Annotated in this window: 21 protein-coding genes; 6 read left to right on the top strand and 15 right to left on the bottom strand. The window is 49.4% G+C overall.

All coding sequences use genetic code 11. The features are described 5' to 3' along the window. Nucleotides 1-24 precede the first annotated feature (24 nt). From tolB to aspS, 15 genes are all read right to left on the bottom strand, one after another. Nucleotides 25-1,371, bottom strand: a complete 1,347-nt coding sequence (gene tolB / locus AC51G0_RS05325; RefSeq protein WP_496301025.1) for a Tol-Pal system beta propeller repeat protein TolB — start codon at nt 1,369-1,371, stop codon at nt 25-27. A gap of 27 nt (nt 1,372-1,398) precedes the next feature. After that, the gene (tolA, locus tag AC51G0_RS05320; RefSeq protein ID WP_496301024.1) at nt 1,399-2,565 is read right to left on the bottom strand and encodes a cell envelope integrity protein TolA; all 1,167 of its coding nucleotides are present in this window, start codon (nt 2,563-2,565) and stop codon (nt 1,399-1,401) included. Nucleotides 2,566-2,578: 13 nt separating this feature from the next. After that, nucleotides 2,579-3,025, bottom strand: a complete 447-nt coding sequence (gene tolR, locus AC51G0_RS05315; protein ID WP_496301023.1) for a protein TolR — start codon at nt 3,023-3,025, stop codon at nt 2,579-2,581. A 6-nt stretch (nt 3,026-3,031) separates the two neighbouring features. Beyond that, on the bottom strand, nt 3,032-3,718 hold the full coding sequence (tolQ, locus tag AC51G0_RS05310; RefSeq protein WP_496301022.1) for a protein TolQ: 687 nt from the start codon (nt 3,716-3,718) through the stop codon (nt 3,032-3,034). Then, nucleotides 3,715-4,122 (bottom strand): tol-pal system-associated acyl-CoA thioesterase, encoded by a 408-nt coding sequence (gene ybgC / locus AC51G0_RS05305; protein WP_496301021.1) that lies wholly within the window; start codon nt 4,120-4,122, stop codon nt 3,715-3,717. The genes tolQ and ybgC overlap by 4 nt, the downstream gene beginning before the upstream one ends. 311 nt (nt 4,123-4,433) lie before the next feature. Beyond that, nucleotides 4,434-4,742, bottom strand: a complete 309-nt coding sequence (gene ybgE / locus AC51G0_RS05300) for a cyd operon protein YbgE (RefSeq protein WP_496301020.1) — start codon at nt 4,740-4,742, stop codon at nt 4,434-4,436. Further along, a complete protein-coding gene (gene cydX / locus AC51G0_RS05295; protein ID WP_075768376.1) occupies nt 4,735-4,842 on the bottom strand; it encodes a cytochrome bd-I oxidase subunit CydX in 108 nt (35 codons plus the stop codon). The genes ybgE and cydX overlap by 8 nt, the downstream gene beginning before the upstream one ends. Nucleotides 4,843-4,853: 11 nt before the next feature. Continuing rightward, nucleotides 4,854-5,990, bottom strand: coding sequence for a cytochrome d ubiquinol oxidase subunit II (gene cydB, locus AC51G0_RS05290; protein WP_496301019.1), 1,137 nt, complete (start codon nt 5,988-5,990; stop codon nt 4,854-4,856). 17 nt (nt 5,991-6,007) lie between these two features. Then, entirely contained in the window at nt 6,008-7,594 is a 1,587-nt protein-coding gene (cydA, locus tag AC51G0_RS05285) for a cytochrome ubiquinol oxidase subunit I (protein ID WP_496301018.1), read from the bottom strand. A gap of 1,010 nt (nt 7,595-8,604) precedes the next feature. Further along, complete coding sequence (gene ruvB, locus AC51G0_RS05280) at nt 8,605-9,618, bottom strand: Holliday junction branch migration DNA helicase RuvB (protein WP_496301017.1); 1,014 nt, start codon at nt 9,616-9,618, stop codon at nt 8,605-8,607. A gap of 13 nt (nt 9,619-9,631) precedes the next feature. After that, nucleotides 9,632-10,252, bottom strand: coding sequence for a Holliday junction branch migration protein RuvA (gene ruvA / locus AC51G0_RS05275; protein ID WP_496301016.1), 621 nt, complete (start codon nt 10,250-10,252; stop codon nt 9,632-9,634). Nucleotides 10,253-10,347: 95 nt separating this feature from the next. Next, complete coding sequence (locus AC51G0_RS05270; RefSeq protein ID WP_496301015.1) at nt 10,348-11,811, bottom strand: methyl-accepting chemotaxis protein; 1,464 nt, start codon at nt 11,809-11,811, stop codon at nt 10,348-10,350. A 167-nt stretch (nt 11,812-11,978) separates the two neighbouring features. After that, a complete protein-coding gene (gene ruvC, locus AC51G0_RS05265) occupies nt 11,979-12,500 on the bottom strand; it encodes a crossover junction endodeoxyribonuclease RuvC (protein WP_496301014.1) in 522 nt (173 codons plus the stop codon). Nucleotides 12,501-12,568: 68 nt separating this feature from the next. Next, entirely contained in the window at nt 12,569-13,312 is a 744-nt protein-coding gene (locus tag AC51G0_RS05260; protein ID WP_496301013.1) for a YebC/PmpR family DNA-binding transcriptional regulator, read from the bottom strand. A gap of 105 nt (nt 13,313-13,417) precedes the next feature. Then, nucleotides 13,418-15,202, bottom strand: coding sequence for an aspartate--tRNA ligase (gene aspS / locus AC51G0_RS05255; RefSeq protein ID WP_496301012.1), 1,785 nt, complete (start codon nt 15,200-15,202; stop codon nt 13,418-13,420). A 332-nt stretch (nt 15,203-15,534) separates the two neighbouring features. On the opposite strand from aspS, the gene AC51G0_RS05250 reads away from it, so the two are divergent. The 6 genes from AC51G0_RS05250 to AC51G0_RS05225 all read left to right on the top strand — a co-directional run bounded on the left by AC51G0_RS05250 (nt 15,535) and on the right by AC51G0_RS05225 (nt 21,932). Beyond that, complete coding sequence (locus tag AC51G0_RS05250) at nt 15,535-16,422, top strand: DUF72 domain-containing protein (protein ID WP_496301011.1); 888 nt, start codon at nt 15,535-15,537, stop codon at nt 16,420-16,422. 422 nt (nt 16,423-16,844) lie between these two features. Further along, nucleotides 16,845-17,573, top strand: coding sequence for a carboxy-S-adenosyl-L-methionine synthase CmoA (cmoA, locus tag AC51G0_RS05245; RefSeq protein ID WP_496301010.1), 729 nt, complete (start codon nt 16,845-16,847; stop codon nt 17,571-17,573). Nucleotides 17,574-17,589: 16 nt separating this feature from the next. Beyond that, nucleotides 17,590-18,564: a tRNA 5-methoxyuridine(34)/uridine 5-oxyacetic acid(34) synthase CmoB gene (gene cmoB / locus AC51G0_RS05240; RefSeq protein WP_496301009.1), complete on the top strand. Its 975-nt coding sequence runs from the start codon at nt 17,590-17,592 to the stop codon at nt 18,562-18,564. Between the two features lie 89 nt (nt 18,565-18,653). Beyond that, nucleotides 18,654-19,427: an ATP-dependent zinc protease family protein gene (locus AC51G0_RS05235; protein ID WP_496301008.1), complete on the top strand. Its 774-nt coding sequence runs from the start codon at nt 18,654-18,656 to the stop codon at nt 19,425-19,427. 21 nt (nt 19,428-19,448) lie between these two features. After that, complete coding sequence (locus AC51G0_RS05230) at nt 19,449-20,954, top strand: inactive transglutaminase family protein (RefSeq protein WP_496301007.1); 1,506 nt, start codon at nt 19,449-19,451, stop codon at nt 20,952-20,954. Between the two features lie 3 nt (nt 20,955-20,957). After that, nucleotides 20,958-21,932: an alpha-L-glutamate ligase-like protein gene (locus tag AC51G0_RS05225; RefSeq protein ID WP_496301006.1), complete on the top strand. Its 975-nt coding sequence runs from the start codon at nt 20,958-20,960 to the stop codon at nt 21,930-21,932. The last annotated feature ends 59 nt before the right edge of the window (nt 21,933-21,991 follow it).

The raw sequence follows: 21,991 nt of genomic DNA, 5'->3' as shown, positions 1-21,991 counted from the left end.
TTATATTGCTAATTACGGTGAACGTTATAGGAATGGTCCCCAGGAGGGAGCCCTAACCCGCCCGTTCGTCGCAGGTAATCGAGCCTTAAAGCGTCCGTCAATCGACACTAACGACAGCTCGTTGGATTTGTCATTAACTGAGCTGTAAATCACCATGCCGCCATTAGGTGCTATACTTGGCGACTCATCCAAAAATGTCTTCGTTAAAATTTGAACTGCACCAGTTTTTAGATCTTGCTTGGCAATGTTATACCCAGATTCTGATCTGTGTACCATTACCAGGAACCGTCCATCTGGCGTCAATTGACCACCCAGGTTCTGACTTCCTTGCCAAGTGAGGCGCTTAGTCGAACCGTCTGCTAAATTTACTCGATATATCTGGGGTTTACCACCTCTGTCTGAGGTAAAGATCATACTCTGACCATCGGGATCCCAAAACGCCTCAGTATTGTTAGCTCGACCACGGGTAACCTGGGTCATTTTCTTGGTGTCCAGATCCAGAATATAAATCTGCAAACTGCCGCTCTTAGAAAGCACCATAGCTAATTGTTTGCCGTCAGGCGAAAAGCGTGGTGAACCATTGTGACGCGGGAACGAGGCGACCATTTCACGGCTGCCCTTGTAAATATCCATGATGAAGATCTGCGCCTGCTTATTTTCAAAGCTGACATAAGCAAGCTTACTGCCATCAGGCGACCATGACGGCGACATCAGCGGCTGCAGTGACTTCAACGCAAGGCGTTCATTAAAACCATCGTAGTCAGCGACGCGAAGCTGGTACTTATATTTGGCTTTATCGTCAATCACGACATAGGCAATATTCGTCAGGAATGCGCCTTTCTCTCCCGTCAGCTTTTCATAAACGATGTCAGAAATTCGATGGGCATACTTGCGTAATCGGCTCTTTTTAACAACCGCACGACCTGTATAAAGTACATGATCTTTAGTCAGTACCAACTTTCCGTCCTGCAGTCCCCGGCTATCACCGCTGGTGAGCTGTCCACGCACCACATCCACCAGCTGGTAGTTAATCACATAGTTGCCATCGGCATTCAGGCTCACCTTGCCTGTCACCAACGCATCCACCCCTAATGAAGTCCAGGCATTATAATCGACCTGATCTTCGCTATAAGGCGTTTGCGGCATTTTACTCGTTGCTACCGGGCTAAATTTACCACTACGGCGTAAGTCGGAGGCAATGACTGCAGACAGGTTTGTTGGCATTCTGCCTTCACCTTCCCACTGAAATGGCACCACGCCAATTGGACGGGCTGAATCAATACCTTCGGTGATCACCAATTCCAATTCAGCTTGTGCTATTTGGCTAAAACTCAGAAGAGCAATACACAAGCCCATTACCCAACGTTTCATAACAACTCCTTCATCATTGTGGGCTTACTACAATTTTACAAGCAATTTTATACTGCGAAGTTCGTCAACAACGGCCGGATCTTTCGGCATTGGGAACTGGCTAATTTTTACCACCGCCGCTTTCGCCGCACGACAAACATTCGTGTCTCCGCCTGAACTTGACACATCAAGAACTAGCCCAGTTGAAGAAAGGCGCATACTCACATCACATTCTTTGCCTGTCAAACTGTCATTTTTTAGCAAATTTTGCTGGATCATCTGAGTATAGATGGCACCGTAACGGTTAGTTTCGTCAGCCACAAACTGGCCGCGGGCACCGCCGCGCTGCTCAGTTTCGGCTTCCAGTCCCGCAAACATATCATTGAGCGCCGCTTCTTGCTGTCGTTGCAATTCACGAGCTTCCGCAGCTTTACGCTCTGCTTCTTTACGGGCCGCTTCTGCCTTGCGGGCGGCTTCCTCTGCTTTCTTCTTCGCAGCTACTTTTGCCTTACGCTCTTCTTCCGCCTTGCGGGCGGCTTCTTCTGCTTTCTTCTTCGCGGCTACTTTTGCCTTGCGCTCTTCTTCCGCCTTGCGGGCGGCTTCATCTGCTTTTTTCTTCGCGGCAACTTTTGCCTGTCGCTCTTCCTCTGCCTTACGCGCGGCAGCTTCTGCCTGGCGCTTCTCCTCTACAGCCTTGCGTTTGGCTTCTTCAGCCTTGCGCTGCTGCACTAACTGTTTCTTGCGCTCAGCTTCTGCTTTTGCCGCTTGCTCCCGAGAAAGTCGGGCCGCTTCATCTGCTCGGCGCTTCTCTTCTTCAACCTTGCGTTTTGCCTCGGCAACTTTCTTTTGCTCGGCGGCAACCCGCTTGCGTTCAGCTTCTGCCGCACGCGCATCTTTTTCAGCCTTAAGCTTGTCGGCTTTTAGCTGACGCAACTTTCTCTCTTCAGCCTGTCGCTGCTGCTCTAGCGCTTCAGCTTGTTGCTCGAGTCGCTTCAGGCGATCCTGCTCTGCTTTCTTCGCCACATCACGTTGCTGGCGGATCTGCTTTGCTTGCTGGCTGACCAGCGCAGGGTCAACGACAACCGCTTTGATCGTATTGCCTGACGTCTTAGGCTTGTCCATGGTGAAGTCCGTTCCCCACAACAGCGCCGCTAACAGTAACCCATGAAGAAGTAACGATATGATGACGGCAGCGCTGTAATTATTGTTTTTCATCCTGCTTGCCTGCCTACTTCTCTAAAGGTTCGGTCATCAGACCCACAGAACCCACTCCAGCCTGATTCAATGCATCCAGCGTCTCGATAATGAAAGAATATGGCGCACGGCTATCTCCTCCCACCAAGACTGTCGATTTCGGGTTCAGCTGTAGCTCGGCCCGGACACGGGTTAACAAGTCGTTCAGCCTTAGGCCGCGCATCATCTCGCCATTATCGACACTCAGGCCCAGGTTACCGTCCTGGTCAACTTCAACGATGATCGGTGCGCTACTGTTTTCATCACCGACCAGCTCAGCTGCTGTTTTAGCCGTCTGGGTTGACGGTAGCTCAACATCTACCCCTTGTGTTACAAAAGGCGCGGTCACCATAAAGATGATCAGCAATACCAGCATTACATCGATATAGGGAACAACGTTGATCTCCGCTGTCATTTTGCGCTTTTTCGGTTGATAAGCCATGGCTTATTACTCCTGCGCCGCGGCAAATGCCTGACGGTGAAGAATACTTGAGAACTCTTCCATGAAAGTGGCGTAGGTGTGCTCTAGCTTAGAAACCTGGTTAGTCAGTTTGTTGTAGAACATCACGGCAGGGATCGCGGCAAACAAGCCCATCGCGGTTGCAACCAGTGCTTCGGCAATACCTGGAGCGACCATCGCCAGCGTGGCCTGCTTCACGGCACCCAACGCAATAAAGGCGTGCATGATCCCCCATACCGTACCGAATAGGCCAATATACGGGCTGATCGAGCCGACGGTAGCCAAAAATGGCAGGTTAGTTTCCATATCATCAACTTCACGGGATAGCGCAACACGCATTGCTCGTCCCGTTCCTTCCATCACCGCTTCCGGCACTTTGCCGTTGCTGCGGTGCAGGCGGGCAAACTCTTTAAACCCGGCGTGGAAAATTTGCTCGGAGCCTGTCAGGCTGTCTTTTCTTGCCTGCACTTCCTGGTAGAGTTGAGACAAATCGATGCCCGACCAAAAACGGTCTTCGAAACGTTCGGCTTTTGAAGCGGCATTCGATAGTACCGAGGAGCGTTTGATAATCATCGCCCAGGACATAATCGACATACCTAGTAGAATAAGCATCACGATCTTAACAAGCAGGCTGGCCTGTAAAAAAAGATCTAAAATCGATAGTTCAGCAGTCACTTAGATATCTCCGACTTAATATATTCTGGGATCTGAATAGGTTTCATGGTTTCAGGATGGACACAGGCTACCTGAACCATCACTTTGCACAAGGTTTGGCCTGCATTGTTTACTAAAACCTGACAAAATTCGATTGAGGCCCGGCGAATGTTCCTCGGCCAGGTTCTTACCACCAGCCGATCATCAAGCTTCGCCCCTTTGAGGTAGTCGATCTCGATATGGCGCACCACAAAGCTAACATTCTGTTCAAATAATGCCTGTAAACTGACATCATGGCTGCGGAAGAGTTCCGTTCTTGCCCGTTCAAAAAATTTTAAATAGTTGGCGTGGTATACAATCCCACCAACATCGGTATCTTCGTAGTAGACAGTGATTGGCCATTCAAAGGCATTTTCTTCGGTCATCGGGTTTCCATGCAATCACACTGCGGCCAGCATCAGCTACCGCCCCATATTTCAATTAGTGGCTTACTATACCGAAGTTGAAAGGCATTATGAAACGCCACATTTGCCAACACGCACAAAACCGTTGATTTTTTGACAGGCTTGTCATTTCGTTCGTGGAAATAATGAATGGATGGTGAAATAATATTCATTCCAGCCGCTCGCCACTGGCACCAGCAGTCACTTAAGTGCATAAAAAAACAGCCCATTACTGATTCGTAACGGGCTGTTTCAATTTTGTCATTTTTTGTCTGCCTCGTACTCAGCTATTGCTACGACGAGAACAAACGTAACCACATGATATAAGACAAAATAGGCAATGCGAAATACGGGGTGAAGAACACCTGCCAGTACCAGCGGTACGGCACAAAGCCGACACCGTAGATCATTGCTGTACATGTTGCCCATATCAGGGCTGGTGAGATCACCGGTCCGAATCCACCAATCGCCTGAGCAAAGAGTGTTGGCTCCCATATCACCAGCCCTGCTGCCGATAGTGCCAGGGCCATGGCTAACAGGCGCAGTAGCCCGTTATCCAACAGCTGGTGGCCACACTCCACCCAGTGATCGATCTTACTCACCGTTCTCATCCATATTTTCGGTTGTCTCAAGCCACAGGGCATTGATGATACCGAAAGAGCAGGCTAGCAGAACACCTAGAATCCAAGCGAAATACCACATAGTCTGTCTCCTTAGTACAGTGAAGTCTTGTTGTCTTCGATAAACTTGTTATCAAGACGGCCAAACATTTTGTAATAACACCAAGAGGTGTACGCCAGGATGATAGGCACCATCACGAAAGCAACACCTGTCATGATATTCAGCGTCAGCTCAGACGACGTTGAGTCCCACATTGTCAGGCTATGGTTCGGTACCAGGCTTGATGGCATGACGAACGGGAACAGGGCAAAACCAAATGTCAGGATCACACCCGCCATGGTCAAACTTGATGTCAGGAAGGCAAAGCCACCTCGGTTTGCACGTGATGCAATCGCTGTCAGCAGCGGCATTACAACGGCTAGCGCAGGTGCAATCCACAGTAGCGGGTAGGCATCAAAGTTGGCGAATAACGCACCGGACTGGCGCATCACTTCTTTTGCCAGCGGGTTCGACGGACCATTGGTCACGATCTCGGATGTGATCACATAACCTTCGATACTCTGTGCCCAGAAGCCAGCGATAGCAAAACACACCGCTGTTCCAATTGCCGTCAGCGGCGCAACATTACGTGCACGCTGGCGAAGCTCGTCAGTGGTTTTCATCTGCAGGTAAGCCGCGCCCTGAGTGGTGATCATCAGAATGCTGACGATACCGCACAGCAGTGCAAACGGATTAAGCAGGCCGAAGAAAGAGCCTTTGTACGTTGGGATCAACAGATCGCTTAGCTCAAAAGGGACACCCTGCAGCAAGTTACCAAATGCCACACCGAAGATCACTGGTGGTACAAAGCTACCGACAAAGATCGCCTTGTCCCATGCGCTGCGCCATTGTGGGCTCTCAATTTTAGAACGGTAATCAAAACCAAGAGGACGTAGCCAAAGTGCGGCCAGCGTCACCAGCATCGCCAGGTAGAAACCAGAGAATGCCGTTGCATACACCAGCGGCCATGCTGCGAACAATGCACCGCCTGCTGTGATCAGCCAAACCTGGTTGCCGTCCCAGTGCGGGGCAATCGAGTTAATCATTACACGGCGCTCGGTGTCTGTCTTACCAATGATGTTAGACAGCACACCCACACCCATATCAAAACCATCTGTGATTGCGAAACCGATGCAGAGCACACCGATCAGCAGCCACCAGATAAATCGCAATACTTCATATTCAAACATTGCTTACTTCTCCCTGATTACGCATCAACCTGACGCGATACCACATTCTGTGGTGCATCAGTAGTTTCAAAGTGGTAACGACCTGTTTTCAGGCTGCTTGGACCTAGACGAGCGAACTTGATCATCAAGTACATTTCAGCGATCAGGAATACCGTATACAAGCCAAGGATTGCCAGCATTGAAGTAATGATGTCCGATGCTGACAGGTTCGATACTGCCATCGATACCGGCAGAATTTCACCCACCGCCCATGGCTGACGACCGTACTCGGCAACGAACCATCCGGCTTCAATCGCAATCCAAGGCAGGGGAATACCTAGCAATGCTGCTTTCAGCACCCACTGGTTGCCAGTGATCTTATGACGGCAAGTCTGAATGAATGCGGCACCAATGATACCGAGCATCAAGAAGCCACACGCCACCATGATTCGGAAGCTCCAGAATAGCGGCCAAACGGTAGGAATTGAATCATCTGCCGCCTGAGCAATATCTGCATCTGTGGCATCAACAACACTGTCTGCATACGGCTTAACCAGTAGGCCGTAACCTAGGTCATGCTTCACTTCATCGAAAGCGGCAATGTTTTCAGGTGTCTTCTCACCGGCACGTAGCTTCTCAAGCAGGCCGTACGCCACCATACCGTTACGGATACGCACTTCGTGTTCGGCTTTTAGGTCGCGAAGGCCCGTGACTTCAGTATCAAAAGATCGCGTAGCGATGATACCCATCACATAAGGGATCTTCACTGCGTAGTCAGTGTGCATGGTTTCCTGGTTAGGAATACCAAACAACGTAAACGCGGCTGGTGCTTCTTCTGTGTGCCATTCGGCTTCAATCGCCGCCAGCTTGGTTTTCTGAACATCACCCAGCTCATAGCCAGATTCATCACCCAGCACGATAACCGATAGGATTGATGCCATACCGAAAGAAGCAGCAATGGCGAAAGAACGGCGGGCAAACGGAATATCACGGCCTTTAAGCATGTAGTAGGCACTGATACCCATGATGAACATCGCACCACAGACATAGCCAGACGCGACAGTGTGAACAAACTTCACCTGAGCAACTGGGTTCATTACCACTTCGGCAAAGCTCACCATTTCCATACGCATGGTTTCGAAGTTGAACTCTGCACCTACAGGGTTCTGCATCCAGCCGTTTGCGATAAGGATCCACAATGCCGAGAAGTTAGAACCAAGAGCAACCAGCCAAGTGACAGCCAGGTGCTGACGCTTAGACAGGCGATCCCAGCCAAAGAAGAATAGGCCGACAAGGGTAGATTCAAGGAAAAATGCGATCAGGGCTTCGATGGCCAGAGGGGCACCAAAGATGTCGCCGACATAGTGGGAATAGTAGGCCCAGTTTGTACCAAACTGGAACTCCATGGTCAGGCCGGTAGCCACACCCAGAGCAAAGTTAATCGCAAAAAGCTTACCCCAGAACTTAGTCATGTCCTTGTAGATTTGCTTTCCGGTCATTACATAAACGGACTCCATGATGGCTAGTAGGAACGCCATCCCCAGAGTCAATGGGACGAACAAAAAGTGATACATCGCAGTAAATGCGAACTGTAACCGCGATAGTTCGACGATATCAGTGAACATTGAGAACTCCTTTTTTCGTCAGGCTGACTGACGACAGTACTACACAGTGTACCGATGGTTGGGCTTAGCAAAATGTAGCTTACAAACCGCTTATTAGGTCACCTTCCTGGTAGCCATTTGTTTTAATAATTAATGGCTTCCTTTCTATGTTGCAGTTGTGTGCCAAACTAGTTAATTTGTTGTTAAGCTACAGCTAATAAAGTCATTGCTAATATTACTGGTATTCTTTGCCCTGCTCAATCTATTTATCTCAGAATTTGCTTTGATAAATATCAATAAATACCGCTCAAAAATTATACGCATCAATATTAATTGATATAGATCAAGCCTAGTTAAAACAAGCTAAAACACTCTGTGTATAGGAAAAAACACTATCTTTCATACTATAAATACCCAATTAACATACAAATACATTCTGTTTTAAATCGTCATATTGACTAGCTTTCTGAGTTAGAAAAAACAGGCCTAGTACCGAGCAAAATGGCGAGTTATAGCTGGGGTAAGCCGCTATAAAACGTAAATAATGTCAATTACTGAGGTTGTAAACTTAAAACTTTTTCATTAAAAAAACTAATGCCAAACTAAAATTTATATCGCTTTTGCCATACAAATAAATATCTATAATCAGCAGCAGAAACAGATTAAGCCGCCCAGACAGTAAAAGTCGTCTTTTAGGCGGGTTGTATGCTGTTTCCCCAACACATTAATTTAAGATTGAGGAAGTAGTTATGGCTCGTATTTTTGAAAAAATTATTGCTCTATACCAACCAGCTTTTGCTGAGTTGTACAAAAGCAATCATTAAAAAGTGCTCAAGAACACCCCACTGATCGACATGAGATAACTTTTTAGGCATGACAGATAGCATCTGCATCGCTTGAAATGTCAATGTTATGTAAACGGGACAGAAATAAGTTGAACGATTAGTGTGCGCTCTGGAAATAGCAAAAAAAAACGAGGCCTTTGGGCCTCGTTTTTATTACATCTTAAATACTTCTTTCCTGCTCCCGGTTCAGGATTGCGGAATATCAAATCCAAAATGCAGGTAGGCACGGTTGGTCGCAATACGGCCTCTAGGGGTTCGCTGCAAGAAGCCCTGCTGGATCAAATACGGCTCCAGGACATCTTCAATGGTATCTTTTTCTTCACCAATGGCAGCTGCCAAGTTATCCAGCCCGACCGGGCCGCCCATGAACTTATCGATGATCGCCATCAACAGCTTGCGGTCCATATAGTCAAATCCACTGCTATCGACATCAAGCATATCCAATGCCTTGGCCGCAATATCCGGACAGATATGGCCGTTGCCTTTTACCTCGGCATAGTCGCGCACACGGCGCAGCAGCCGGTTAGCAATACGCGGCGTTCCGCGAGCACGCATCGCCACTTCCAGCGCACCTTGTTCTTCCATCGACAGGCCTAGGCAATTTGAGCTTCGCTTGACGATATCTTTCAGATCATCAACCTTGTAATATTCGAGACGCTGAGTGATACCAAAACGATCGCGCAATGGCGACGTCAGCGACCCTGCACGTGTTGTGGCGCCAATCAAGGTAAACGGCGGCAGATCAATCTTAATCGAACGCGCTGCTGGCCCTTCGCCAATCATGATATCCAGCTGGTAATCTTCCATGGCCGGATACAGCACTTCTTCTACCTGCGGGCTCAGACGGTGGATCTCATCGATGAACAGCACATCGTTTTCTTCAAGGTTGGTCAACAACGCGGCCACATCACCGGCCTTTTCCAATACCGGGCCAGAAGTCGTACGAATGCTCACCCCCATTTCATTGGCGACAATATTTGCCAATGTGGTTTTACCCAGGCCGGGAGGGCCGAAAATCAATAAATGATCCAGGGCTTCATCACGCAGCTTGGCCGCTTTAATAAAGATTTCCATTTGATCACGAACGTGATCCTGGCCCTGGTAATCTTCCAGCAGCTTAGGCCGGATAGCACGGTCAATAATGTCATCTTCGCGAGTAACCGGAAAATCATTGGATACGAGTCGATCAGCTTCAATCATAGGGGGTTACACCTTAAACCATCGAGCGCAATGCATCGCGGATCATCGCTTCGCTGGTCATATCCGGCTGCGCTACCTGGGAAACGACTTTCGATGCTTGTTGCGGTTTATAGCCCAGTGCAATCAAGGCACTGACTGCCTCATCTTCTGCGCGCGCTGCCGAATGCTCTTCGACTAATGCATTTGATGCTGCTGTATCTGATGCCGGGGTAAATAGATCCCCTTCTCCCCAGCCCTTAAGGCGGTCTTTCATCTCAACAACAAGCCGCTCAGCCGTTTTCTTGCCCACGCCCGGGATTTTCACTAGTGTCGTAATGTCTTCATTTTCGACACTCAAGACAAACTGGCTGGCCGTCATTGCCGACAGAATTGCCAAGCCTAATTTTGGCCCGACACCATTGGCTTTTATGACTTCGCGAAACAGCTCTCGCTCGCTTTTCTTGTTGAATCCATACAGCAACTGGGCATCTTCACGGACGATAAAGTGGGTAGAGATCACCGCTTCCTGACCAACTTCCGGTAGTTCATAAAAACAACTCATCGGCATCTGTACTTCATAGCCAATACCACCGACCTCAAGCAGTACTTCAGGCGGTTGTTTTTCTAAAATGGTTCCACGTAGTCGGCCAATCACAGCAACATCTCTTTATTGATTCACAAAATAGGCTTTAGGATAGTAAAGAGCTGGATATATATCCAGCTCTTTTTTAGGTTATCGCGGTGGGTTTATTAGAGGGAATGGGCTCTGGCAGAGACCACGGTATTGAGGCTATCAGCCAATGCCTTGAGGGTTTCGACTTGTTCGGCCAGCTGCGAACCCTGAATCGCCACCGAATCAGAAACCTGATTGGTTTCCACTACCCCATTAGCAACTTCACTGCTGGCGGTATTTAGCTCTTTCAACGCATGGACCTGGTGGCCCATAATGTCGGCCAGCTGGTTCACATCACCTGAAATACTGCTGACTTGGTCGATGATCCCTGACAACTCAATGGCACTGGCTTCAATCACCGCCTGACCATGCTGTACTTCCTGGCGGCTTTTATCCAACAGGGCGCGGATTTCTACTGCCGAGCTATTACTTTTCGCCGACAGCTCACGTACCTGATCCGCCACCACGGCAAAACCCCGTCCCTGATCCCCGGCCCGGGCCGCTTCGATGGCAGCATTGAGTGCCAGCAAATTGGTCTGATCGGCCACCGAGGTAATTAAATCCGCCACCTTCATTATCTCTGCATTACTGCTAAGGATCTGGGCAATTGCTTCTGTCGATGCACTCAGTGAGGCAGAGCTTTTCTCAGCCTGGGCACGAATGGTTTCACTACGGCTTTTCAGCTCACCAACAAACCGATCGGATTCATCAATACCCGATGTCATCTGCACCAGTTGCTGGCTCATCTGCTCGGCGGCACTGGCTTGCGATTCGCAGTTAAGGTTCAAACCTGTCACTTGCTGATGCAAGTTGCCCGACTGCTGCTCCAACTGCTCAGCAACCTGACCCAGCTGACTCGCATTCTCACTCGCCTGCTCCAGCACAGTTGTTAACTGCTGCTCCCCCTGCTGGGCTTGCTCTGCTATCTGCTGGCTTGTTAATTGCGCCTGTTCCGAGGTTTGAATCGCAGCCAGGCGCTGCTTAACGGTATAGGCCTGGGCTATACCGATAACCACTAGCGGCAAGAGCATCCCTGACCACACTTCAACAGCTGCAGCTGATGCAGTAAGCTCCAGTTGCGGAAATGGGTATCCTGATAAATGCAGGCTAATCATCCAGGCAGAGGCAATGATCACAAATACGCTCCATAGCGCGGCCATTAGAGGTTTGGCAGCAAGGAAGCAGGCAATGATCAGCAGCGGCATCCAAAATGACTGGGTCGATACCACAATACCGCCACTCTGGTAAACGATATTCATCGCATGGGCGACCATACCGAAAAAACCAACATTCAGGGCCAAACCCGGTGCCTGTACCAGGCGTAAAATAACCCCGGCCATCAGCTCACAACCAATAAGCAGCAGTGACGTCATCACTAATAGCGAGTGATCGTGATTAAACCATTTGATTAAGCTGTAACACCCAACAAAGAAGGACAACAGGGTGAAAAATAGAAGTGTATCGACATAACGGGCATGTTCTCCCTGCCAGCTATGCGAAGAAGGCAAAAACAAGGTTCGCCAGATCGCCAGAGGGGTCATTTCTCATATCCTTATCAATAATATTGTTACTTGTATGACCTCCGACCAATATATGCCATTAAACAATAGTTTAACAAAAGAAAAAAGCAGCCAATGGCTGCTTTTTTGATCAAGGTATCACTATGCACCTAGTTGAGCACAATTATAAAGCATTGTTATATAGAACGTTATCGGTAACGCCCACGACGAGCACTTTGCGCCTGGCCAGCCATTGCAACCAATGTCTTATAGGTATGTGCATGACAAATCGCAACGGCTAATGCATCGGCGGCATCCGCCTGGGGCTTGCCCGGCAGTTTCAATACTGACCGTACCATATGCTGTACCTGCGCTTTATCTGCACCGCCACTCCCAACAACCGCTTGTTTGATCAAACGCGGCGCATATTCGCTCACCGACAAGTCTGCATTTACCGCGGCAACAATGGCACTCCCACGAGCCTGGCCCAGCTTGAGTGCTGAATTGGCGTTTTTGCCCATGAAAACTTCTTCGATAGCAAAAAAATCAGGCTGGAACTGAGTGATAACTTCTGAGACACCGGCATAAATCTGTTTAAGCCGGCCGGGGATATCCTCGACAGAGGTACGGATGCACCCGCTGCCAAGATATTCAAGGTTCCGCCCTACTTGCCGAATTACGCCGTAGCCAGTAATTCGCGAGCCCGGGTCAATCCCTAAAATGACTGACATTCAGCCACGCTCCTTTAAAAGCAAGCTGCTGCAAGCTTATGATCTTGTAAACTTATGACCTAACAAACTTAAAGTTGCGCCGCAACCTCATCAGAGATGTCACCGTTATGGTAAACTTCCTGAACGTCATCAAGATCTTCCAGCGCATCAATCAGACGCATTAGCTTAGGTGCCGTGCCAGCATCCAGATCCGCTTTGGTGGAAGGAACCAGGGTTACTTCTGCATTCGCAGCATCAAAGCCCGCCGCATCCAGCGCATCTTTCACCGTACCGAAATCAGCTGGCGTTGTGTAAACGTCGATTGAGCCATCGTCGTTGGTTTCAACGTCATCAGCACCGCCTTCCAGCGCCGCTTCCATGATGGCATCTTCATCTAGGCCCGACTCGTAGGAAATCACCCCTTTCTTGTCGAACAAGTAACTTACGCTACCGTCAGTACCAAGATTACCACCCGCCTTGCTGAATGCATGACGTACGCCAGAAACGGTACGGTTACGGTTGTCTGTCATGCACTCAACCATGACTGCCGTACCTGCCGGGCCGTAACCTTCGTATATAACGGTTTCGACGCCTTCGTCGCCTTCACCACCAGCACCGCGGCTAACTGCACGGTTAATGGTATCGCGCGTCATGTTGTTTGACAGTGCTTTATCAACGGCGGCACGCAGACGCGGGTTGTTTTCAGGCTCTGCGCCACCTTCTTTGGCCGCAACGACAATTTCACGGATTAGCTTAGTGAAGATCTTACCGCGTTTAGCATCCTGTGCTGCTTTACGGTGTTTGATGTTGGCGAATTTACTGTGACCTGCCATGACATGCTCCGTATATGTAGCCTAAGTGGCTTCAAGTTTCACAAAATAAATCTGGCCAGCCGATTACCATAAAATGGAATAACGGCTGGCCAGTATGCGAATCAATTACTCTTGGTTCGCTTCTTCTTTTTTAGCAACAGACACAGTTACTGCCAGCTCTTCAAGTGCTGCCGGGTTAGCAAGACTTGGCGCATCGGTCAGCAAGCAAGATGCCGCTGTTGTTTTAGGGAATGCAATAACATCACGGATGTTCTCGGTGCCACATAGCAGCATAACCAGGCGGTCAAGACCGAATGCCAGGCCCGCATGTGGTGGCGTACCGAACTTCAGTGCATCTAGCAGGAAGCCGAACTTCAGCTGCTGCTCGTCGGCTTCAATACCCAGAAGATCAAAAACGGCAGACTGCATTTCTGCATTGTGGATACGTACCGAGCCACCGCCCACTTCATAGCCGTTGATAACCATATCGTAGGCATTAGAATTGGTTCCAGCCGGGTTTGCCTTCAGCTCTTCCGGGCTCACGCCTAGCGGAGAGGTGAACGGGTGGTGCATTGCATGCAGGTTGCCTTCGTCGTCTTCTTCGAACATCGGGAAATCAACAACCCATAGCGGAGCCCATGCGCTCTTGTCAGTCAGCTCTAGATCTTCACCTAGCTTCAGACGCAGTGCGCCCATCGCTTCTTCAACGATACGCTTCTTGTCAGCGCCGAATAGGATGATATCGCCCGACTGCGCTTGCGTACGGTCAAGGATACCGGCAACAACGTCTTCGTTCAGGAACTTAGCAACTGGAGACTGAACACCGTCGAAGCCCGCTTCGCGATCGTTCACTTTCATCCATGCCAGGCCTTTTGCACCGTAGATACCGACAAACTTGCCGTACTCGTCAATTTGCTTACGAGACAGAGAAGCACCGCCAGGTACACGGATCACAGCAACACGACCTTTTTCGTCGTTAGCCGGGCCAGAGAACACTTTGAAGTCAACGTCTTTAACAAGATCTGCCACATCAACCAGCTCAAGCGGGTTACGTAGATCCGGCTTGTCAGAACCAAAACGGCGCATTGCTTCTTCGAATGGCATGATAGGGAAAGTACCCAAATCAACATTCAGTAGCTCCTGCCACATTTCAGTGATCATACGCTCAGTTACATCACGTACTTGCTCGGCAGACATGAATGAGGTTTCGATATCGATCTGAGTGAATTCTGGCTGACGGTCAGCACGTAGATCTTCATCACGGAAACATTTCACGATCTGATAGTAGCGATCGAAACCAGACATCATCAGCAGCTGCTTAAATAGCTGTGGTGACTGCGGCAATGCATAGAAGCTACCTTTGTGTACACGGCTCGGTACCAGGTAATCACGGGCGCCTTCTGGTGTCGCTTTGGTCAGTACTGGTGTTTCGATATCCAGAAACGCATTGCTATCAAGGAAACGGCGAACAAAGCTAGATGCTTTCGCACGCAGCTTGATGCGATCGCTCATTTCTGGACGGCGAAGATCCAAATAACGGTACTTTAGACGCTGCTCTTCAGTGTTCTTCTGGTTGAAGTCTAGTGGCAGTACGTCTGAACGGTTGATGATTTCCAGGCCGCTTGCCAGGATCTCAACTTCACCCGTCGCCATGTCTTTGTTGACTTGGCTCTCTGGACGTTCACGTACTTCACCGGTCAGGCGGATACAGAATTCGTTGCGCAGTTGGTTAGCCACGTCGAATACGTCTTTCATATCCGGGTCGACAACTACCTGAACAATACCTTCACGATCTCGCATATCGATAAAGATAAGACCGCCTAAATCACGGCGACGATTAACCCAGCCGCATAACTCTACTGTTTGTCCTGCTAGGGACTTGTTCAGGTGACCACAATATTGGGTGCGCATATGAAATTCCCGATCTGTCTACTTACTTTCCTGTGAACGAATTAGGCTAGCTTAATTGCTTACCTTGCACAGGCTCAATCAATCCCGGCCCAGACTGTTCAATCTTTATCCGATATAAAGGGTTAACACTGGCCGAGAGGCAAAAATAACGAGGTATTATAAAGCAAAAACGTCAATGTAGGAAAAGTCGCGGCCTGAAATCAAGCAAAAATCCCCTATTCTTTTGCTAGATGATTGACCTGACGCAAACAAACTATTCACAATAGGCCATGAGCGTATTTCTGGGCTAGTTAGCCATCGCTTTAATTTCAATTAGATACGTGGTTTTGATTATGCCAACACCTCCTACCCGCCCCTTGATGCTCGGCCTTGCCATGTGGTCACACAATCACTGGCAGCAAAGCCTGTACGGGGCTGGATGCAAGACGGGAGATCGCCTTGCCCGTTACGCAGAGGTATTCGGTACCGTAGAGGGCAACACAACATTTTATGCCACCCCGGCTATCAGTACGGTTAAGAAATGGCATGACGCAACACCGGATGATTTCCGCTTTACCTTCAAATTGCCATCGACCATCACCCACCAGAGCCAGCTAATGCACTGTGATCAGCTGCTGGCTGATTTCTTTTCCGTCATGGGCCCACTGGAGCAAAAAGTCGGACTTTGGAAGATCCAGCTGCCCGCCCACTTTGGGCCAGAGGCGCTACCGGCACTTGAAAAGTTCCTGTGCAAACTACCTAAACACCTCACCTGTGCGGTCGAGGTCCGCCACCCGGTTTTCTTTGCCAAGGGAGATGAAGAAAAGGCGCTAAACCGTCTGCTTGTCGACAAACAGGTCAATCGCATTATTATGGACAGCCGCCCGGTATTCGCCGCCCCGCCAACGACCGAGGCGGTGATTGATGCCCATCAAAAAAAACCGCACGTACCGGTTCATGCCATTGCGACAGCCAGTAATCCTATGATCCGTTTTATCGGCCATCCTGACGATCTCAGCAATGACGCTTTCTTTTCCAACTGGCTCAAGCGCCTGCCTTCATGGCTAGATGACGGCAAGCAGCCTTACCTGTTTATCCACACTCCCGATAACAACCAGGCACCCGAGCTGGCAGTTAGGCTGTACCAGCAATTACAGCAACAGGTAGCGAAAATGATCCCACTCCCTGATATCAAACTCCCGCCAGGGCCAGAGGCCAGCCCGCAGTTCGACTTGCTCTAACCTACGCAGGGCCCCCTGAAACCGGCAATATAACTAATCAGAAATCACTAAAGACAAATGGCCGCATTTTCTCTACAATACGCGACCTTTATACCCAAGCCACCTCAATATACAGGCTTCAGCGAGACGTCATTGGCTTTTAGTCAAGGCAGCCATTTGAATGAATAGTGGTTCTATTTTGATAATGGCTAACACAGAGTAAAAACCAATGAAACTCGCCCTTTGGGAGCTCCACTGGAAAATCTCTTCTTCACAAAATGTGTTTGAAAGGAGTCACATTCCTACACATATTTCGTTCGAATAGAGTCCCCAGTGGAAGCTCTGAATCTCGTATATTGAGGTGGTTTGGGTATATTCGGTGATGGAGCACCTGATTTGAATCCAGGGATCCCAGTTATTTTACGTTTAAGAGGTTCGTGAGAATGGCAGGCCAAGACAATATTTTTGCTGCGCCAATTGAAAAGCTCGGTGATTTCACTTTTGATGAACGCGTTGCTGAAGTTTTTCCAGATATGATCCAACGCTCGGTACCGGGCTACAGCAACATCATTTCTGCCATTGGTATGCTGGCCGAGCGCTTTGCCAAACCACACTCCAAAATCTATGATCTGGGCTGCTCACTGGGGGCTGCGACCCTGTCGATGCGCCGCCATATCAATCAGGAAGGCTGTGAAATTGTCGCCATCGACAACTCTGCCGCCATGGTTGAGCGTTGCCGGTTGCACATTGATGCCTACCGTTCTGATACTCCGGTAGAGGTTATCGAAGCCGATATCCGCGATGTTGATATCAAGGATGCCTCGGTTGTGGTGCTGAATTTTACCCTGCAGTTTCTGGTACCGGAAGACCGCCAGACACTGCTGGAAAAAATCCATGCCGGGCTACGTCCGGGCGGTATTCTGATCCTATCTGAAAAATACATTTTTGACGATGAGCGTTCCCATGAACTGCTGATCGATCTCCACCATGATTTCAAACGTGCCAATGGCTACAGCGAGCTGGAAATCAGCCAAAAGCGCAGTGCCATTGAAAATGTCATGCGCCCGGACAGCATCGACACCCATAAGCAGCGCTTTGCCAATATCGGTTTCAGCAGTTCTGAAGTCTGGTTCCAATGCTTCAACTTCGGCTCAATGTTCGCCATTAAATAAGGTAGTTCGTTCCACTATGTTTAGTTTTTCTGAGTTCTATCAACTCATTGCCCAACACGAAACCCTGCGCCCCTGGCTCAATACGCTGCCTAAGCAGTTAAGTGACTGGGAAACGGCCGAGCATGGCGACATGGGCCGCTGGATGCGTGCCCTGCAAAAATTCCCAACGGCTAAGCCGGATATTATCGATCTCAAAAACGAAGTCAGTGTCCGTTATGAAGATGGTATTGCCAACGGTGAACAAAAACGCCTGGAAAGCCTACTTCGCCTGCTTCACCCTTGGCGCAAAGGGCCGTACAACATGCACGGTATTCATATCGATACCGAATGGCGCTCCGATTGGAAGTGGGATCGTGTCCTGCCCCACCTCTCGCCGCTGAAAGGCCGCTCTGTACTCGATGTGGGCTGTGGCAACGGCTACCACATGTGGCGGATGCTAGGCGAAGGCGCAAAGCTAACGGTAGGTATTGACCCATCGAACCTGTTTCTAGTCCAGTTTGAAGCTATTCGCCGCCTGATGGGCCAGGACAACCGTGCCTTCCTGCTTCCGCTCGGTATTGAACAGCTACCTGAACTGAAAGCCTTCGACACCGTGTTTAGCATGGGCGTGCTCTACCACCGCCGCTCTCCGCTGGATCACATCATCCAGCTGAAGAACCAGCTACGCAAAGATGGTGAAGTCCTTCTCGAGACCCTGGTCATCGACGGCGATGAAAACGACGTATTAGTCCCGACTGGCCGTTATGCCCAGATGCACAACGTCTACTTCTTCCCATCGGCGAAAGCCCTGAAAGTCTGGATGGAAAAATGTGGCTTTGTGGATGTCCGTATTGTGGATGAATGTGTCACAACTACCGACGAACAGCGTTCAACCGATTGGATGACTAATAATTCACTGCCTGAATATTTGGACCCTCAAGATCCAAGCAAAACAATAGAAGGTTACCCAGCCCCTAGACGTGCGGTCCTGGTGGCCAGAAATCCTGACTAACTATTGACAAGGGATGCTATTCGCATCCCTTTTTGTACGTTAAACTAGCGCCTCCTATAGAAAAATAAGAAGTACTTCTGGGAGACATAATGCTTCGCCGCTGTGTGCCATTATTCACTTTAGCTATACTTTCCGGCTGCACCCTTACGCAGTCAAATAATCATGAAAAAACGATGGATGCCATCAACACGATGGAAGACCGCGTTAATTTCCAACTTGCCACCATGATTCAGCAAATAGATCAACAAAATGAATATATTGCTAATCTAGAAAAAGAGCTATCATCAATTTCGGAAGAACTGTCACAACCTCCCGTTCAGGATGCTGCGGCAATAGGGGCATTTGTTGAAGAAGAAGAGGAAGCCGTCACAGTTCTTGAGCCTGTTGTTGACACCAAAGTTGCTCATGGCAAAGTGATTTTAGGCGAAGAGGAGTGGGTTTGGCTAGACTCAATACAGTCATTCTTCAAAGCCAGAATCGATACTGGTGCAACGACTTCTTCCCTCAATGCGGTCGATATTCAGATCTTTGAGCGTGACGGAAAAGAGTGGGCCCGCTTCAACCTAAACCATACTTTCGACAAAAACAGTGAAAACGCTGAAGTTGTCGAGGCACCCGTTGTTCGCTGGGTAAAGGTGCGCCAGTCAACCTCTGATCAAGCTGAGCGCCGTCCGGTCATTGAAGCTTGGGTAAGATTAGGCCTGTTACACGAAAAAGCCCAGTTTACACTTGCAGACCGTAGCCAAATGACCTACCCAGTATTGTTAGGTCGAGAATTCTTCAAAGATATCGCCCTAGTCGATGTCGGTAAAAAATTCGTTCAGGGAATGAATGAGCAAAAAATACAAATAACTAATAATTAATAATTAATTGATGAGGATGTCATGACGTCAAGAATCCCGTTTTATTTTTTAATCACCTTGCTCGTCATTGCGGGGGCTGCACTGAGCATGTACCGTCATGATGTATACGGTGTGCCATGGACGCCAGGCGAAGAGCGTGCGTTATGGGAGCTCGAAGCGCGTATCGAGTTTAATGCGATTGGTGATCCGGTCAAAGTGTCAATGGCGGCGCCTGAAACCCAGCAGGGCTTTACCCTCATCGATGAAAGCACATCGTCACCGGGCTATGGCGTCGCACTGATTGACACCGACAAAGGTCGTCGAGCTGAATGGTCAATCCGGGAAGCCACCGGCAAGCAAATCCTCTACTACAAAACCCAGATGCTGGTTGATCAGCTGGCAAGTTACACTTCTGAGCCGCCTAAAGGCGCCACCGTCTCTGTCAGCCTGGACAATCCGCAGCAAACAGCAGCCACAGCCCTGCTGACCCAAGCACGAAACCTGTCATCAGACAATATCACCCTAACCCGTGAGCTCATCAAGCAGTTTAACGATCAGTCTAACCAGAATGCCTCTCTGCTGCTTAACAGCCTAAGCCGTGAACAGGCCATTATCAACTTGCTGTCACTGGAGAATATCCACGCCCGTATCGTTGGCGGTTTACTCCTCGAAGACGGTCGACGCCGTCAGAGCATCAACCTGATGGTTGAAGTCTGGGACGGTATAAAATGGCAGCTGTTTGATCTCCAGAGCGGTCAGGAAGGCAAACCTGATGATATCCTGGTCTGGAACCAGCAAGGTCATTCCCTGCTTGATGTGATTGGCGGACGCAATTCCAACATCAGTTTTTCGATCATCGCCCAGGACATCACCCCACAACAGGCTACCCGTGAAAAAGTCCAGGCAGAGGATCTGCTGAACTTCTCTATCCATAGCCTGCCAGTTGAAGAGCAGGCGATGTTCAAGACTATCATGCTGGTGCCTATCGGCGCCCTAGTGGTGGTGTTCCTGCGGATCATTGTCGGCCTGAAAACATCCGGTACCTTCATGCCGGTGCTGATCGCCGTTGCCTTTGTTCAGACCCAGCTAGTCACCGGTATTCTTGGCTTCCTGCTGATTGTCGGTACCGGCTTAGTTATTCGAAGTTACCTGTCGAAGCTTAACTTGCTTCTCGTGGCCAGGATATCTGCCGTTATCATCACGGTTATCATGATCATCTCGGTATTTACCGTCGTCGCCTTCAAGATCGGGCTGGTTGAAGGCCTTTCTATTACCTTCTTCCCGATGATCATCTTGTCATGGACGATCGAACGTATGTCGATCCTATGGGAAGAAGAAGGTGCCAAAGAAGTCCTGATCCAAGGTGGTGGTTCGCTGCTGACAGCCGTACTGGTTTACCTGGCAATGACTAACGGCCTAGTTCGTCACCTGACCTTTAACTTCATTGGTATACAGCTGGTTATTCTGGCGTTGATCCTAATGCTGGGTAACTACACCGGCTATCGCCTGAGTGAGCTTCGCCGCTTTAAACCACTTATAGAGGATTAAACTATGTCACTGTTTTCACAGTTTACTTCTCCGTTCAAGTTGCGTGAACGTGGCATTATGGGAATGAACCAGCGCAACCATAGCTACATCGGCCGCTACAATGACCGTAGCCTTTACCCGCTGGTAGATGACAAGCTGAAAACTAAACGGATTGCCCAGCGAGCAGGGGCTACCGTGCCTGAGCTGATTGGTGTGATTGACAGCCAGGTCGACGTAAAAAAAATTCACGATATGGTGAAGGATTGGCCGGGTTTTGTCATCAAACCGGCACAGGGCTCTGGTGGTAAGGGCATTTTAGTTATTGTCAAACATAAAGATGGTATTTACACCAAACCATCAGGGGCTGAAATCAATAAGCAAGATGTCGAACGTCATATCAATAACACTATGGCAGGGCTCTTTTCACTCGGGGGAAAGAATGACGTTGCGATGGTTGAAAACCTGATCCAGTTTGATGACGTCTTTGATGGCTTCAGTTACGAAGGCGTGCCAGACGTTAGGGTTATCGTTTTTAAAGGCTACCCGGTGATGGCCATGATGCGTTGTTCAACGGCAGCCTCGGACGGTAAAGCCAACCTCCACCAGGGTGCTGTTGGTGTCGGGATCGATATCGCCACAGGTAAAGCGATTCGGGCGGTACAGTTTGACCACCCGGTTGAGCGCCATCCCGACACAGGCAGACTACTGAGTGAACTAGCGGTGCCCAATTGGCGTACATTGTTGACGCTGGCTGCAAGTGCCTGGGAAATGGCAGGGCTCGGCTACATGGGTACCGACATGGTTCTTGATAAAATACAAGGGCCAATGGTACTTGAGCTCAATGCTCGCCCCGGTTTGGCGATCCAGACCGCTAATGGGTGTGGGTTATTGCCCCGCTTGCACCATATCGAAAACCTTGGCACGCCTAACACACCACCAACGCCAGCTGAGCGGGTGGCCTATGCCGCCGAGCAATTTGGTACAAAGCCTTCGTTCTAAAGCATGAGCGACATCAAGAGCCCTGACTTCATCGTCAGGGCTTTTTTACATCTGAAATT

It is taken from the genome of Photobacterium sp. HL06 (assembly GCF_059552575.1).
The sequence above is the reverse complement of the archived record's forward strand: the minus strand, read 5'-3'. Positions and strand labels throughout refer to the sequence as shown.

Coding starts and splice junctions, on each gene's coding strand:
- tolB (WP_496301025.1), bottom strand. CDS start 1,371: ATGAAACGTTGGGTAATGGGCTTGTGTATTGCTCTTCTGAGTTTTAGC.
- tolA (WP_496301024.1), bottom strand. CDS start 2,565: ATGAAAAACAATAATTACAGCGCTGCCGTCATCATATCGTTACTTCTT.
- tolR (WP_496301023.1), bottom strand. CDS start 3,025: ATGGCTTATCAACCGAAAAAGCGCAAAATGACAGCGGAGATCAACGTT.
- ybgC (WP_496301021.1), bottom strand. CDS start 4,122: ATGACCGAAGAAAATGCCTTTGAATGGCCAATCACTGTCTACTACGAA.
- cydX (WP_075768376.1), bottom strand. CDS start 4,842: ATGTGGTATTTCGCTTGGATTCTAGGTGTTCTGCTAGCCTGCTCTTTC.
- cydB (WP_496301019.1), bottom strand. CDS start 5,990: ATGTTTGAATATGAAGTATTGCGATTTATCTGGTGGCTGCTGATCGGT.
- cydA (WP_496301018.1), bottom strand. CDS start 7,594: ATGTTCACTGATATCGTCGAACTATCGCGGTTACAGTTCGCATTTACT.
- ruvB (WP_496301017.1), bottom strand. CDS start 9,618: ATGATTGAAGCTGATCGACTCGTATCCAATGATTTTCCGGTTACTCGC.
- AC51G0_RS05270 (WP_496301015.1), bottom strand. CDS start 11,811: ATGACCCCTCTGGCGATCTGGCGAACCTTGTTTTTGCCTTCTTCGCAT.
- ruvC (WP_496301014.1), bottom strand. CDS start 12,500: ATGTCAGTCATTTTAGGGATTGACCCGGGCTCGCGAATTACTGGCTAC.
- AC51G0_RS05260 (WP_496301013.1), bottom strand. CDS start 13,312: ATGGCAGGTCACAGTAAATTCGCCAACATCAAACACCGTAAAGCAGCA.
- aspS (WP_496301012.1), bottom strand. CDS start 15,202: ATGCGCACCCAATATTGTGGTCACCTGAACAAGTCCCTAGCAGGACAA.
- AC51G0_RS05250 (WP_496301011.1), top strand. CDS start 15,535: ATGCCAACACCTCCTACCCGCCCCTTGATGCTCGGCCTTGCCATGTGG.
- cmoA (WP_496301010.1), top strand. CDS start 16,845: ATGGCAGGCCAAGACAATATTTTTGCTGCGCCAATTGAAAAGCTCGGT.
- cmoB (WP_496301009.1), top strand. CDS start 17,590: ATGTTTAGTTTTTCTGAGTTCTATCAACTCATTGCCCAACACGAAACC.
- AC51G0_RS05235 (WP_496301008.1), top strand. CDS start 18,654: ATGCTTCGCCGCTGTGTGCCATTATTCACTTTAGCTATACTTTCCGGC.
- AC51G0_RS05230 (WP_496301007.1), top strand. CDS start 19,449: ATGACGTCAAGAATCCCGTTTTATTTTTTAATCACCTTGCTCGTCATT.
- AC51G0_RS05225 (WP_496301006.1), top strand. CDS start 20,958: ATGTCACTGTTTTCACAGTTTACTTCTCCGTTCAAGTTGCGTGAACGT.